Source organism: Chryseobacterium oleae (assembly GCF_900115055.1).
Lineage (GTDB): Bacteria > Bacteroidota > Bacteroidia > Flavobacteriales > Weeksellaceae > Chryseobacterium > Chryseobacterium oleae.
This window is the reverse complement of record NZ_FOVD01000003.1, coordinates 577,614-593,445: the sequence shown is the minus strand read 5'-3', so window position 1 is coordinate 593,445 and position 15,832 is coordinate 577,614. Positions and strand designations below refer to the sequence as shown.

Genomic DNA, 15,832 nt, shown 5'->3' with positions numbered 1-15,832 from the left:
TAAAAGTAAGACTTTATAAATATAGACAAATTATAAATGACAAAACCACCACTAATGTGGTGGTTTATCTTATCTCAAATGGATATAGGTTATATACATTTATTCGCTACTCTAGTATTGTAATTATACAAATTAGCTTGAAAAGAGAGGTGCGTTTTTAATATTAACCACTACTCCTATGGTCGTTGGAACAACTATCCATCCATGGCATAATCTTGTGATAGCATTCAAATGTATAATTATTTGAACTTCAATAATTATCCTTTCTTTAGTATTTTACATAAGAGGCCTTAATTGAAATACAGAATTTATTGTAAATCAAATTGGGCTTGGCTCGATATTTTTAGATTTAATTAAAGAAATTGGGGCGAAAGTAAGATCTATTCCGCCTGATTCTAATTTATTACCATGTTCGTCAACTAGACATAGACAAATATCGCATTCAAAAACTAATCTTTCTGAACCTTTTTCTAAAAAGACACGTAAATTATCATCTTCACAGCATGGACATATTTTATTAGATTTAAATGCTAAAAGATTAAAAAGTATATCTCTAACTTTTACTATTGCTCTCTGATAAGAGTTTACATTAGAATTCAAAATATCAATTTGAATAATTTCTTCCCATGAATACCAAACCTCATCAGTATAAAGGATATTTTCAATCTCTAAATTTTCATAATTTTCTAAAAAATCTTTATAATATTTTTTAACTTGGACGTCTTTAATTAATTTTATTTCTAGCGCCCAGTCTAATAGGAGATTAACTAAAGCGTATGCATCTAAATCTCCTGTACGCTCTATTATCTGCTTTTTTAAGTGCTCCCACTTTTTCAATACAATATGACTCATGGTATTACTGGCGGTGTTACCGGATATGTTGTTATTAAATTTCCTTTATAATCTGTAATTACTTTAATCCATGAAGTAGGACCTCCTCCATGTGTCAAACCTACATTCCCAACAATTGTACCGGTATCTACAGTCCTGACAAATTGTCCTCCAGTTAGCGCTGTTATAGGTGCATCAACTACAGTTTTGCTTTGTAGTACAGATTTCAAATTATCTTCAGTTATACTAAAAATAGATCTAGTCCCTCCTAAAGCTCTATTAAAATGCCCCTCCACTACATGCTGCCATCCAGCACTGATAAGTTCTCCAGAGCCCATTCTTAAGGGAGTAGAGCGTGTAATTCCATTAGCGAGATTAATTCTTGATGCATCAGGAGTAACTAATAAATTTTGTATCCCATTACCTTTTCTTACAACAACGAGAACTAATGCTGCCATTTGAACTTGTGCAGCTTTATCTTGTAGAGATTCTTCTTGATAACTTAGCCATGTGTCAAAAGTTGCCCAGCCTGCCGAGGCTACCAGATTACTTCCACCCATTCCAAATGTGCCTATAGCAAACGCAAGGTTTTTTTCAAATTTCTCCGTCGCAAGAGCTGCCCTACTTGCTCTAATCCCTGCTGCTAATCTGTCCTGAGAAGAATGGTAGGCACTCAAACTTTGAATACCCATAAAGGAAAGTGAGGAATTGCGATTCCCTGTCAGTACAATTTCACCTACATCAATTGGATTGTTTGCAGAGTAACCTTTCGTTGGAGGATCTTCTCCGAACATACCTGTTGGATCATTAAATTTTATAGGATTTCCAAAAACATATGAATACGAACTGTCAGCAAATTGTAATTCACTCAAAGGGTCAGTGGCTCCCCATCTACCAAGATCAGGCATATAAAACCGTGCTCCATAATCATACATACCCGTTTCCTGAAGCTCCTTTCCATTATATTTATCCTTATAAGGAATGTCAAAATCCCTTAGATTATCAAATCCATTATATCCTTGATGTAGTAGACCAAAAGGATAATAATTATTTTCTTTTAAAATAATAGTACCTCCGCCATCTGATGCAACAAAAGTAAGTCGTACGTTGCCTAATTGGTCTTTATAATCATACATATATTCTGATCGTTCAAAATTATACATTCCTTCTCCTGTAGGAATGAATTTTAGAACGCCATTTTCATATTGAAAACCCTCTAAGTAATCAGTTGTTTTTGTTTCAAAGGTCTTTCTTAGTTTTACTCCACTCGAATTATAAAAATATTTAGTGTTTCCTTGTGTAGCAACAATCTCTTTAGGCAAGCTCAAATAATTATAAATAATATTTGTAATACCCTTATCTTTTTGACTGGTTATATTTCCATTTAAATCATAGCTAATAATATTTCCTCCGATAGGATATCCAGAAGTATTATTTCTATTATCAGTAATCTTAATTAACTTATTTGATTTATTAGAAATTTCATAATCATAGACAAGTTCATCAATTTGTAATGCAGTTGAAGATCCTAATGGAGGTGCTTGGAATCTATTTAAAGTTTTTATATTGCCGTTTAAATCATAAGTTATTTCTTCATCATAAAAATGATTTTGAGATTGAGAGGACAGATTTGGAGTTAAAAAAGTTCCTTTTAATAACCGGTTTAGCGAATCATAATTATATGCATATCTTCTTTGTATACCATCAGATGAGGTTTTCCAATCGACTTCAGATATATTACCATTAAATTTTGCAATTCCATATTGGCTGTCCTGAGGACTTTGATATTTTAATCTCAAAGCAAAAAAGTCAGTGCCTAAATTATCTGGATCATTAATGTCTGTCAACCAGCCTCTGATATTATATTTATAATCAATAGACTGTAATGGATTAGAAAAATCGTTATAATCTTTTCCTATTTTCTTGTTTTTTAATTGTCCCAATTCATTGTAACTGAATATAGCTACTGGCTCTTCTATATGATTGTTAACTCTGTGTTTGTGAGAAATTAATCTATTTTGATTATCGTATTCAAATACTTCCTTTATTTTAACCTCTATATCATTTGGAGTTCTTTTATGATAGGTATATGTTTCCCTATTGGAACCTGCAAAATTCAATAGCAGTTCTTTTTTTGTATATCCTCCCAGGTAGTTAATCGAATGAGAGCCAATTACGCGTCCTTTCAAATCATACCATGTATAGTTTTTTGTCCAATTGTCATCATCTATATTTTTAATATAGGAAGCAACAGGTAAGCTTTTTGTACTTCTGGATCCCAGAGCATCTTTTAAAACAGCCTGCTCTTGATTGATAATGTAGGGAGGTAATGTAACACCGACTGGTAATGGTGGATAAGTATCATAATAATTGACACTTAATACAGTCATGCTTCCTGTTGGAAAAGCACTTTTAGTATAAAATATGTCCAATCCATTTGCTGCAAACGGGGTAGAGCTTCTAGTTTCATTATTTCCTATATTTGCATTCATACTATTAATAGCTGTCTGCATAGCAGCTCTCGTTGCTGTATTTGCAAAGAAGCCAGTATATACAATTCTTCCAAACTGGTCATATTTAGTAAAAAGCCATCCTTTTTTGGCGAAGTTATTATTTGTACTTCCTAATATTGCATCTTGTGTTAATACCAGTCTATTTTGCCTGTCATAAACCATATATTCCCAAGCATTTCCAGGAATCTTTTTTTCAACGAGTCTATTCCTATTATCATATTTATATTGGTAACATAGATTGTCTAATATTTCTGCATCAACTTGTGAGGTTTTTGAGGCTAATGGAGGTATTACGAAAGCTAACTGATTGTAGTCATTATAGACATAATAAGTATCTGCATTTTCTGAAGGACTTAATACTTTTCTAAGTAAGATAAGCTGACCTTCTCCATTTTTAAACTCAATAGTTTGATTGTTATCTTCATCTATAATTACATTCTTATAAAGTTGATTATTCCCATATGTTCCACCTAAGCTTATACTTGATTGGAATGTTGCATAATTAAATGTCGCAGTATATTTCTTTATTTCACCATCTTTATTAACACTATATGTATAAAAAACGGGTTTAAATGCCCAGTCATTTCCAACTCTTATATCTTGTGAAGGTCTATTTAGAGGCGAATAATCAGATAATTTTTCCGCATAGATCTTCTCTGATCCATAAATACTACTTGCATTATTAAGTGGAGTTTCATAATAACCTCCATTTTTACTTCCTGCTTGAGGCACTGGTAAATAACTCTTGGTCTGTTTACCGTATTCATTATATTCAAAATGTGTTACAACATCATTTCCTAAGGATGATGATTTAGTGTTCACAATTTGCTTAGCCCGTCCCAATCCATCAAAATATTGTACTGTATTTATCTGCTTGGCATCTGGATTTGAAATTTCTACAGGTTCTAAATATGTCCGTTCTTGTACATAATTTTCTGTATTAGTAACTTGCGAGTTATAAAATACCGCTGCAAAAAATGAAGTTATGAATATTATTTTCTTTTTCACGATTATTTGTTATTTATAAAATTCAAACTGAAAATTAATAGTATTAGGGACAAATCCTGAAAGCAACTTTGCCTGTACATTACCAATTGGGTCAATTTGTATTTGCCAGGAGCTATTTGAATTTGGTTCAGTATAATATATTGTTTTCCATTGTCCTGGCTTACAATCACCTTGCATTGTTCCTATGCTTGCTCCGTTATTCCATTGAACAACGTTTCCTGAATTAAATTGCAATTGAAAAGTCACTTTATTGCCAACTGAATAAATGTTCATATAACTTGCAGAAATTGCATTATAAAGAGTTATAGGGCAGCCTGGCGAACATACTAAATTTTGATTAGCTATTGTCTGTCCGTTCGTATTAATATCGGTAATTGCTTTTTGATTGGCATCTGCTTCACTTATTGTAGAAGAATATATCCCTCGAGGAACCGTGTATGTATAAGAAGCAGGTGAATATCCAACAGTACAGTCTGTTTTACTAAAAACACGACTTTGCTCTCCATTATAGAACAATTCAGCTAGTGAATAATTGTAATTATATTCCTTAACAATATTTTTGTCCGAATCTAATATCTTATTAAGCCTATGAAAAGAATCACGTTTGTAAGTTTCCTTTATTCCTGAAGGGCTTGTAACGGTTGTTACCCCAACAAGTGGATCATATGTATATGTTGTGATTTCATAATTTGCTAGATTAGAATTTGTTCTAAAATTATCAAGAGCAAGCAGTAAAACATTCTCTGTCTCGGAATTTTTATCTAGGTCAGATTTTTTCACAATATCTAAACCTAAATATCCAGTGGGCGTATTGGGAAGATTAAAAATTTGCATGAGTTGTGCGTACGTTATACCTGCAATCTGCGCTATTGGTAGTGTTTGATTATAACCGTAAATTGTTGTATTAGGAATACTTGTCTTAATAGACGCCTGGATAACATTTAGTTTATTATCATAAACTTCATAACTTACATCATCAATTACATCCGATACAGGTATCTTATAGCTTGTAAAGCTTAAGTTAGAATCAAGTAAGGATTGCCTTTTCTTTTTTATCACAAACGATTCGCTAGTTGGTAATGTTATAGATGAAGGTAGACTTTCTTTTAATGTGTATTTATCGTGAGGGTTTTTAGTAATTTCGATGAGAGGGAGTAACATATTTTTACTCAACATTTTTTCATATATTTCATATTGTCCGCCTACAATAGTATTATCGCTCGAATTACAACCCCCAGCTGGACAGGGACTATTTTTCAGAAGATCTGTTGGGTATAAATATTTCCTTATCGCTGTACCTTTGCTATTTATAATTTTTTCTTCTATTGGGAAAGGATGCCAGTAAGTAAGTGCATTGTTGAAGTATAAATTATCCGAATAAGTTATTTTTTTTGAGGTTTCAATAAGTTCCGAAGGCATCATAAAACCACCAAAATCTTCGCTAGTGGTTTGAGATACCAGTAGATATGGTAGTACGGGAATATATTGAGTCTGAAGATGGTAATTAGAAGGATAATCATTTACTTTAACATAGTAATTCGCATCAGAAGCCTTGCAAGTACTACAGTTTGTATTCAGTAAATCAATGGTAGGAAGTTTCTTTAAGAAATTTTTATATTTATATTCTGTTTCTTTTACTTTAATTCCAAGAAGATTATACAATTCTTCTTTAATAATCTTTCCTCTTTCGTATGCCTTTGATAAAAATAATAAGTCTCTATTTTGAAACTCTTTGGCATAAGGACCATATTTATAAAGTTTATTTGTTAAAGAATCTGGATTTGTTATACGGTCTGTAAATCTGTATTTGGTGTAGCCATTCCACGGTTGAGGATTGGTAACAGTTACTGTGCTGTAATGTAGAGAATTCTGGCTATTTAAATTAGGGTTTAAATTTTGATTACTAGTTAAGTATGATCCATTAATACTTTGATATTCAACAGATCCTTCTATAATTCCAGAATTTGTACCGTTATCATTTTCATATTTATAAACCGTCTCTATATTTTGATTATTATTGTCCACTTCAATTTTCTTGTAGAGCACCGGAGCATTGACAACACCATTTTCATCTTTTAGTTTTGGCATGTCAGTATAGTCAAAAGCATCGGCATATTTCTTTGAATAAGCTCCTTTTTGATATAAATAACTTGTGCTTCCTTTTGTAGGATAAGTTATTTTTCTTAGTAAACCCGTATCATATGCAGTAAAATCTTCTATACCAGAGTCATAATAACCGTTGATCCCCGTAGGATAGGGGCCATAATTTTTCATATCTCCATTCCAAAAGCCTAAATCATTAGTATGTGCTTTTATATATGGAGGAAAATCGTCTGTATTATAATATTCTAGAGATATATTCTCTCCGACACTATTCTGAACACTCGTAAGTAAAGTTCTTTTGTTAGTGTTACCATAATTTTGATAGCCTAAATTAATTTTTTTTACCAGATTAGAATTTCTTTTTACATTTATTTCTGTTAAATACTTTCCGGTTAGCTCTAACGGATTTGTTGTTTTTTGGTATTTATAATCAACTACTGTGTTTCCAATTTTAATACTATCCAAAACCGCTTTTTTCGTCAATGTAGAATTCCTGGTCCATGTTTCTAATGATAAATACGTATTGGGAATGGGAGTATTATGCATCGAATTATTAAAGCTTTCAACTATTTCAGCAGTTACATTACTATTAATAAGTTCTTGTCTAGAGGGAAAGTTTGGCTCGCTATCATAGGATAAATTTGAAATGTATTCTTTTAAATTATCAGTATTGCGATAGTTATTTAGTACGGTGAGATCTGATGCTTGGTAATATGCGTTAATTTCTGAACCGTCATTTAAAATAATTTTTTTTAATGACCAAGAATCTATATAATTTGTCTTGGTTTTAGCAGCACCGCTATAGGGGCCAAATTCAGGATCCCATGATTCATATTCTACAGTATTAAAACTAAAGCTAATGTCTAAAGTATTCTTATCACCTCCAAAGAAAAATTGATTTCCTTTATCATCCATTAATTTAATTTCAGAGAAAGTTATATTTTCAAAAATATTATGAAAGCCATAATTTGTGATATCTACTTTTAACACTGCGTTTTCGCAATATACGATTGGCCTTCCATCGTTGTCTATAATAAAGTAGCCTTTATAGCCCATAAAGTCGAAATAAAATTTATCTGGCTCAAAACTGTTTTGATTAGCCGTGTATGATTCCGAAGAGTTAGGGACTTTGGATTTTGGTGCTGAATTGCCGACAGCCGAAATATTATATATTTCTAATTTACCTATATCAAAACTTGTTGTTAAACAGTCATATTTTTCATACTGCATACCAACTGCCGCATAGTTAGGAAGAATGGATGAACCCCTTGTAGCACTAGTGGAAACTTGCCTGTTAATTTGATTTGTAGTTGTTAAATCTATTCTTCTTGATTCTCTTGTTATTTTTCCAAACTGAATCATATTCCAGTTCAATCCAACATAGGCTGGGGTTATATATGGAACAAACCCTCTTGACTCATAATTTAATGTATTATTTAGTGTAAATTTCCCTTCAGTTATATCAAATAATGGCAAGTTTAAATTTACTGTACCCGTATTCAAATTAACATTTTCATTTACCCCTCTTATTAATGAATAACTTTCTGCCGGCTTCGTTTGGGTAAAGCACAGCAAAAACATGTGCATGAAAAATAATGTTGTTAATCTTCTTATCATTATCTATTTTTTACTTTTTAATAATCTTAGCAGTTCCAGTTTTATTGGTATCTGTTTTTATAGTTACCAAATAAGCACCCTGAACTAAGTTTTGTGTATTGATCTTTGTTACCTTATTTCTTGTATTAAGTCTTTGGATCTGCCTTCCACCCATATCGTACAGGATAATATCCGCTTCTTTGAAATCAAAGCCAATTTCTACATAAGTATAGTCAGAAACAGGATTAGGATAAATTTTGATATCCTGTTTTTCTATGAGCTGATCAAGCTGCTTATCTCCAAGCTTCACAATTTTCCAGTTCTCTCTTCCGAGCTCCTCTGCACTGGTTCCTGCTAAAATGATTGAACCATCTCTATTCATCTTTATATCAGAAAGTCTTTCTTCTCTTTTTCTGGATTCTCCTTTTACATGTTTTCTCCACTGCTCATTTCCTTCAGCGTTGAGATACAGCATCCAGAAAGTCTCATCATCGGTTTCTATTCTTCCTTCTGCCTGCGTATAGCCGCCCAGTAAAATTCCTTTTGAAGTTTTATCATCTGCTGAATGAATGACATTCATGCCCATCAAAATATCCCTGTTTCCAAAATTGTAGGATTTCTGCCAGATTTCTTCACCTTTTTCGTTTAAAGAAATCAGCCACAAATCGGTGCCTTCTTCGATTTCAACTGTTTTATTCCCAGATCTGCCAGATCTTGATTCCCCACCAATTAGATAACCACTTGAAGTCAGTGCCAAAGTTCTTAAATGGTCGTCACCTTTTCCCCCAAAGTTTTTTTCCCATTCAGTTTTCCCATCTTTGTTCAGTTTTATAATCCAATAATCTCCTTCTCCAAAGATTTCGGTCTTTTTCGAACCTCCTATATTACTTCTGGAATAAATCCCTAACAAAACACCCCCGTCCTTTGTAGGGATTATCTTTTCGACTTCATCAAGACCTTTGCCTCCTAAAATTGATTGAGAGACTTCTTTTCCATTTTTGTCGAGCTTTATAATTATAACATCTTTGGAACCGTAGCCTTTAGATGAGCTTTGAACATTTCCGGACACAAAAAATCCGAGATCAGTGGACTGGATAACCGATCTTACTTCTTCATCGGATGTTGATCCTAATGTTTTCTGCCACAATTCATCACCAAATTCATTAAGTCGTATTAGCCAAATGTCAGATCCACCTTTTGAATCTTCTTTTTTATCAAGACCTTTTCCTGAATAAGATGTTCCTGCCAAAAGGAAGCCTCCTTCCTGGGTAGCGATGGAAGATGAAAGATAGTCATGGTTATTTCCCCCGAAATATTTTTCCCAGACCTCTTCACCCTGCTGATTAAGTTTTACTAAATGAAAATCGTAGCCGTTGTTCTGTTTGTTTTCTGTAGAAAGCTTTTTAGATTGTATAGAACTTCCTGAGATCAGGTATTGCTGGTCTATGGTTGTGGTTACTTGGCTCAAAAAATCCTGCGTGGACGATTTGATGTCTTTTTGCCAAGCTACTTCCTGAGCATGACTAAATATTGTACATAGAGCAAATATACTCATGTAGAGGTTTTTCATGTTTTGTTTTTTCTAATTTTAAAGTCTGCAAAATTAACGGTTTTTAGCAATCGTTAACATTTTATCTAAACAAATCCATATGACTTATATCACTAATCTGTGTTTTGATCATTTACTTTTGAATTTATTAATACAAATCAATTGTAGTATCTTGACAGGACGTTGCATAATTTGTAAAGTACATGGGCTGATCTACCAGTCTAAATTATGCAGACCATCACAGCCAAATGATGTCATATTTTACTGATTAACAGCAATAGGCTTACTACTACATAACTTGGTTTGCTTAACTGGACGAGTTATGAAAAAAGAACATAATAATGAGTTACATGCTATAGAAAAACGTCGGGATACGCTACTTGTATTACATCACACTAGCAATACCATTGGAATGGTTGAGGGAGTGGCTCAGAATGGGGAATTAAAAGACAGCAGTTTTAAAGAGGTAAGTTCTGATCAGCTAGTTCATTTGGTTGCAGAAGATGATTCCTTTGCTGAAATGTTCAGTGAGTTTTATCATCAACTGAAAGATCCCTCTGACTTTTCATTTTTTAAGGTAACTGAGTATGAAGTTCAGCAGACAGCAATAGATCTGCAACAGTACCTGGATCAGGCTTCAGAGGAAGAGAAGGAATTGCTTAAGGAGTATGAAATTTCTATTGATGCTGTAGAGGTGCATAGAGATCTTCTGGACGGAAATGAGTTTACGGACTATAGGGTAGAGGATCGATACTTGTACAAGCCTGAGCAGGTGGATTGGAAGATGATGGAGAAGATTGGTTTGAGTATGGATAAGCTCAGTGAGATGGGGGCTTTGGAGCCGATGCTTAAAGGATATAAAACTCCGATGCTCGTTCCTGTTGAATTTAAGACAGGCTCGGTGATGACTCAGATGGAGGCCAGACTTTCACTTAGAGTCAATAATGCTGGGAATTTGGAAGTCAGGTTTTATCCGGTTAGAAAAGACCCTGATTTTACAAAGACTTTTTTAGGGCATGTGTTCAGCTGGGAGGACCAAAGAAACCTGATGGAGAGTGGGAATATGGGACGGGTAGTGGATTTGGTATATCCTATCACAGGAGAAAAGATCCCTTCACTGATCTCAAGGGACAGGCTGACGAATGATTTAATTGCGGTAAGAATAAATGAGATGAGAATTCCGCTATTCATTAAGGGAGTGACTTTGAATAAGGAGCAGAAAAAGGTTCTTAAGGAAGGAAGGGCTTTGTTTATTGAAGATATGCTTTCTAACAAAGGGACATTGTTTAATGCAGCAGTTCAGTATAATGCGGATAAGCGGTATGTGGAGTTTTTGTTTAAGAAAAATATTAAGAGTTTTAGAGTGGGAGATCTAAGGAGCAGTGTTAAGGCAGAGGTTCCGGGGATGTTTCGAGGGAAGAAACTTAAGGCTTGGCAGGTTGAGAAATTAAAGGCAGGTGAGACGGCGTATGTTGATGGGCTGGTGATAAGAATGGGAAGAAGTATCAGGGGTATTTGAAATTTGATAGAAAGGTGGGGAAGTTTGAGTTTTCGTTTAGGAATGTTTGGAAGAAGGACCTTAAGAGGACTTCGGGTAAATCGAAAGGGAAGAAATTGTGAGGGGGAAACTTTTCAATTTATATTTTATTTTACGACACATTCTGTCGCATTACCATTATAGCTTTGAAAAAATAGATTATGAAACTTAAAGCTACTATAAGGGAAGAAATTCATTCTGATGATAAAAGGGTTATCGTAGAATTTCAGGGTGATGAAAATAAACGGCATTTCGAGTTGCACTGTACATTCAATCCGTATCAACAAGGACTTCGTAAATGGGATACCTGGGAATTTAAAATACGCCTTGAATCAGAAATATTTATAGATCCTAAGACAGAGGATAAATCATATTTTACCAACTTATTTTGTGATCAGGCTGCTGAAGTAAATTCACCATATATTAAATAAAAAGAGCCTATCTGTGGTAGATAAGCTCTAAAACATAAATAGTTGAAGTAAAATTCAACTCTGTAAATTTACAGATTTTCTTTATAATGGCGAAAGGTATAGGTGTGTGTGGGTTGATATAGTGAGGGGGAAGTTTGGTTTTTGGTTTGAGACGGAGAAAGAGGAAGACCTTAAAAAGGGTTCGAGTATATTAAAAGAGAGGAAGTTGTGAGGTAGAAAATTTTCAGCTTACACACTTCCTGGGATAGTGTCAAATTAAATCAGCCTCGATTTCCTTTCAACTGGGACAAACTTAATAAAGATTCTTTTGACATTAGCTAAATACTAATGATTGAGTTGGCAATTCTCTTTTCACCTCCGATTGGAGTGGTATAGAATCTCTGTTCAATTCCCCATAAAACAAATTTAAGATCTTCATCTGTTTCAATTTTGAATTTTCCATCTTCAAATACTACTTGGCTGTATTGACTGGTATAAGAATATACAGCCTGTTTTTCAGGGTCAGATAAATTATTTAATGTCTCCATTACTAATGCAATTCTTTTTCTATTAGGTACTGATACATTTCTGTTACTGAAATTAGAATCTACTGAAAGAAAATCGTTTTGTAAAAAGGAATCAGTTTCTGAAGCTGTTGCTTCTTTATATAACTGATCCATTCCTTTAAAAATTTTCTGAGCCGCAGGTAGCTTTTTGAAGTATAATATATCAGTATTCTTATCATATATGGCATCAGCAAATGGATTCACTGCGATAATTGGTTTTTCTGTTTCAATTCTTAGTTCATCAATTGAAAACCATTTTTTGCTGATAAAGAAGCTAGAGTTAATAATTTGAAAAAAGTACAGATTATTCTGTACGGTACAAATAAAAGATAATTTTGTAAGATCATTTCTTGTTATTTGATCATGATTTACAGAGTTCAAATCATTATTAATAAAATCAAATGAATATCCTGATTGAGAAAACTGTGAAACTTTATAAAGTTCTTCATTTTCGATTAATGTAGCTGGGTTATAATCCACTCCATCTAAATTTAATTGCGAAGTATTATATACCTCTTCTTCTGTCTCAATTACCCGAAATATATTATGTTTTCTTTTTACTTTACCATAAATAAATGTTGCCATATACAAAGTGTTTTAAAGTTCTATAAATGTATAATTATTGATTCTCCTTAAATTATTAAAATGATCATTACCAGGAGTCTTTAGCTGTCTTTTCGTTATCAGGAATATTTTAATATTTGCCGAGGTCTTTATAAAATAGAAATGATAACCAAATAGTAAAAAAATAGGATTAAAATAAAGTGTCTGTGATAAGTAGGTGAAAATATAGATGATTAAAAAAACTACGATTAACGTTGAAATGTCATTTACACCCAAAGACACAAAAAAATATCCTAAATAAGTTGGTAAGAAATTGTTATTTGCCAATTCAATTTCCATCACTGAACCACTTTGCAAATTATCTTTTGGTAATTTTCTTGCGATCATAAAACTCAAAGCTGTCAAAAGAATTGGAATCAAGATAAATAACCCCCAGGAAAAATACATAGAATATTTTTCGAGAACTGTAAATATGTATTTGTCTTTTACAAGAAATACCACAGCAATCAGCCAAGTTGAGTTAAAAGCTAAAAATAACTGATATAAATATTTCATTCTTTAATTTTTTGTAATCTTTTGAATAAATCGTAATATTTAAAATGTTATCAAAAATAGTTGATATCTAGTTGTAATAATTACGGGTTTCCGTAAAATCAAAAATAGATATTACTTAGATCTTGTAGATCAGTATTTTCACTGAATTTATTACCGACAATAATTAATGATATTAGCTTTTAAATTTTTCAAACATTTACAAAGAGATAGAACAATTGCAAAACAGTGATTTGGAACTTATCTCTCAGTTTATATTGTTTCAATATTTTAGTTCAAGAAATGCAAATTATTGATATATATTCTCTGACTAAATTTATTAATATTAAAAGTAACTGTAAATAACAAAACATCATTTTGAAGATTAAATCTAAATATAAAATGTATAATAACTTGTCTAGAGCGATCTCAATTAATATTAAAAGAAGAAAAAAAACTATCGACAATAGCTGAGATTTGGAGTTTTGCTATCGAAAGAGGATGTGATAAAAAAATAAATTCACAGGCAATCACTTCATGGCGTAGATTGTGAGTTCAGATAAAGATTAATAGAAATGACTATAGAAACTCTTGTTACAAAGGTTTAATAAAAAAGATTCGAGAACAAAAGATTTTATTTGACATCAATGGAAAATATAATGCAAGAAAATGAAAACAAAATCCTTAAATATATGACATTGCTGAAAAGGGAGAAATTGAATTTTTTAGAAATTGGAAGAACGATATTTATTGTCATAGCTACTTTCCTTTTAATAACCATTCCTCAAACCAAATTACATGGATGTTATGATATTGTAGTTCTTTAATTGAATCTCGAATATTTGAATGTGGATAATAACTTTTTTTGAATGAAGTTATAACAATCTGTTTCGAAATTTTTGCTAGTTGTAAGTCAGACGAATCACTTAGAACTGTGCAACAATCAAATAAAGATTCACAAATCCTCTTTGTTTTCCGTGTCAATTGTTTTATTACAGACATTGATTCCTCGAAGTCCTTGTGCTTAACTTTACCATTTATAAAATAATAGAAAATTGTATTAGGAGTAATTCCATTTATTTTACCGGATATAAAGTCTGCAAGAGCTAAATTATTATATTTCTTACTTTCCAGAAATTCCTTAACAGATTGAATGGTTGGTTTTTCAATGTTATTAAGATAGAAGTTCCATTCTTTTTGCCAGATAGTAAGACCTAAATATTTTGACATACAAACTGCTGCCAATAATTTAATTGTTTCAGGGAGTTCGTAAATATCTTGAACAAACGAGAAAAAAGGTTTCAATGGAAATACAACAATGTCCTGATAAAGACTTTTCTTTCCATGTGCTATGGAATTACGATGTGCGATGAAACGTACTACAATATCATTTGTTTTATCATTTTGTAATCCAAATTCATTTAACATTTGCAAAATTTTTGCTCTTAACGTTACTTGATTACCAATGAGTAAATTAATGGTGTTTTTTATTTTTTTAGTCGGAAGATTGTCAGGGTTATTTGCTATTAAATTTATTAAATCTGCACGTAACTCACTATTTTTCTGTTCAATCATTGTTCTGAATGAATCTTTATATTCATCAGATAAAACTTCTAAAATATGAACATATGCTAATATAGATTCATCTGTATATGAACCACTGTCTATACTTTCCTTTTCAAAATGTAATGCTTTTCTAAATCTCTCAAATAAAGTATATATTAAAATTTGTTGCTCTTCTTTCGAGTCATTAATCCTATTCAATAGTAACTTTAAATCTCGCACTAAATTTTTATGACCAACTGCAAATTTTGTTTGATTGCCTGGACTGTGTATATGTTGGTGTGTAATGTGAGAATTCATATTAACCCATTCATAACTTAAAAATGCTTCGTCTGTGAAAAATGATAAAATACCCAGTATAACTAAAAGTTGAGGTCTTAGTATTGCTGATGCTTCATTTATACTATCATAATTTTTTATATCGCATGTTGATTCTATGACCAGATAACTATTAACGTCTTGATTTCTTATATAATCGCTTTCATCAATAAACTTATTCGGAACCATAGGATGTAACTCTTCATACATTTGTTTTGAAATGGTATAAATGTGTGAGGTCTGGAAATAGAAATCCAGATTCAAATCTGATTCAAAGTTTACCTCATAATAAACTTTAACTTGTGCAATTCTCATGAATTAAAAGATTTATGCCAATTTAAAACCCTATTAATTTCCTTATTGTCATTGAAGAGGTCTGCATCTTTATCATAATTGGACACATTTAGAGTGACTCTAATACCATCTGGAACACCTATCTTATACCCCCTTAAAGTTAATCGGGCTTTGCTTTTTAAGAGATGCAACTGATTGGAGAACTTCTCAAAAAGAACTCTCTTAGAATTAATACTTGCCATTATTTACACATTTCATGTTATTAATTATAATTATTAAGATAAATATTATCGTTACATCAAGAGTAAGAATAATTAATGATTTTTTTGATTCAGTATTTTCCCTGAAATGGTATTGCTCAAAAAGAATTTTAAACTATATAGCGTAATATTAGAAAAAAGTACAATATTACAAAAAATGTATAAGCATGAAATTAGCACAAGCAAGAG

Annotated in this window: 9 protein-coding genes; 2 read left to right on the top strand and 7 right to left on the bottom strand. The window is 32.1% G+C overall.

Annotated elements, in window-relative coordinates:
• Nucleotides 1–318 precede the first annotated feature (318 nt).
• The 4 genes from BM143_RS13305 to BM143_RS13290 are packed head-to-tail and all read right to left on the bottom strand — an operon-like array spanning nt 319 to nt 9,621.
• Entirely contained in the window at nt 319–852 is a 534-nt protein-coding gene (locus BM143_RS13305; RefSeq protein WP_090024924.1) for a hypothetical protein, read from the bottom strand.
• Entirely contained in the window at nt 849–4,352 is a 3,504-nt protein-coding gene (locus BM143_RS13300; protein ID WP_090024923.1) for a DUF6443 domain-containing protein, read from the bottom strand. Before BM143_RS13300 ends, BM143_RS13305 begins: the two co-directional genes overlap by 4 nt.
• 9 nt (nt 4,353–4,361) lie before the next feature.
• Nucleotides 4,362–8,072 carry a DUF5977 domain-containing protein gene (locus BM143_RS13295; RefSeq protein WP_139222043.1) on the bottom strand — a complete coding sequence of 1,237 codons (3,711 nt, stop codon included), beginning with the start codon at nt 8,070–8,072 and terminating at the stop codon, nt 4,362–4,364.
• Between the two features lie 10 nt (nt 8,073–8,082).
• Entirely contained in the window at nt 8,083–9,621 is a 1,539-nt protein-coding gene (locus tag BM143_RS13290) for a T9SS type A sorting domain-containing protein (protein ID WP_090024921.1), read from the bottom strand.
• A 301-nt stretch (nt 9,622–9,922) separates the two neighbouring features.
• On the opposite strand from BM143_RS13290, the gene BM143_RS13285 reads away from it, so the two are divergent.
• Together BM143_RS13285 and BM143_RS13280 are read left to right on the top strand one after the other, a co-directional pair.
• Entirely contained in the window at nt 9,923–11,119 is a 1,197-nt protein-coding gene (locus tag BM143_RS13285; protein ID WP_090024920.1) for a DUF3945 domain-containing protein, read from the top strand.
• A 179-nt stretch (nt 11,120–11,298) separates the two neighbouring features.
• A complete protein-coding gene (locus BM143_RS13280; protein ID WP_090024919.1) occupies nt 11,299–11,568 on the top strand; it encodes a hypothetical protein in 270 nt (89 codons plus the stop codon).
• A gap of 317 nt (nt 11,569–11,885) precedes the next feature.
• Here BM143_RS13280 and BM143_RS13275 read toward each other — a convergent pair whose 3' ends face one another.
• The 3 genes from BM143_RS13275 to BM143_RS13265 all read right to left on the bottom strand — a co-directional run bounded on the left by BM143_RS13275 (nt 11,886) and on the right by BM143_RS13265 (nt 15,404).
• Entirely contained in the window at nt 11,886–12,698 is an 813-nt protein-coding gene (locus BM143_RS13275) for a hypothetical protein (RefSeq protein WP_090024918.1), read from the bottom strand.
• A 12-nt stretch (nt 12,699–12,710) separates the two neighbouring features.
• Nucleotides 12,711–13,232, bottom strand: a complete 522-nt coding sequence (locus BM143_RS13270) for a hypothetical protein (protein ID WP_090024917.1) — start codon at nt 13,230–13,232, stop codon at nt 12,711–12,713.
• Nucleotides 13,233–13,967: 735 nt separating this feature from the next.
• Entirely contained in the window at nt 13,968–15,404 is a 1,437-nt protein-coding gene (locus BM143_RS13265; protein ID WP_090024916.1) for a HEPN domain-containing protein, read from the bottom strand.
• Between the last annotated feature and the right edge of the window lie 428 nt (nt 15,405–15,832).

Coding starts and splice junctions, on each gene's coding strand:
- BM143_RS13285 (WP_090024920.1), top strand. CDS start 9,923: ATGAAAAAAGAACATAATAATGAGTTACATGCTATAGAAAAACGTCGG.
- BM143_RS13270 (WP_090024917.1), bottom strand. CDS start 13,232: ATGAAATATTTATATCAGTTATTTTTAGCTTTTAACTCAACTTGGCTG.
- BM143_RS13290 (WP_090024921.1), bottom strand. CDS start 9,621: ATGAAAAACCTCTACATGAGTATATTTGCTCTATGTACAATATTTAGT.
- BM143_RS13280 (WP_090024919.1), top strand. CDS start 11,299: ATGAAACTTAAAGCTACTATAAGGGAAGAAATTCATTCTGATGATAAA.
- BM143_RS13265 (WP_090024916.1), bottom strand. CDS start 15,404: ATGAGAATTGCACAAGTTAAAGTTTATTATGAGGTAAACTTTGAATCA.
- BM143_RS13295 (WP_139222043.1), bottom strand. CDS start 8,072: ATGATAAGAAGATTAACAACATTATTTTTCATGCACATGTTTTTGCTG.
- BM143_RS13275 (WP_090024918.1), bottom strand. CDS start 12,698: ATGGCAACATTTATTTATGGTAAAGTAAAAAGAAAACATAATATATTT.
- BM143_RS13305 (WP_090024924.1), bottom strand. CDS start 852: ATGAGTCATATTGTATTGAAAAAGTGGGAGCACTTAAAAAAGCAGATA.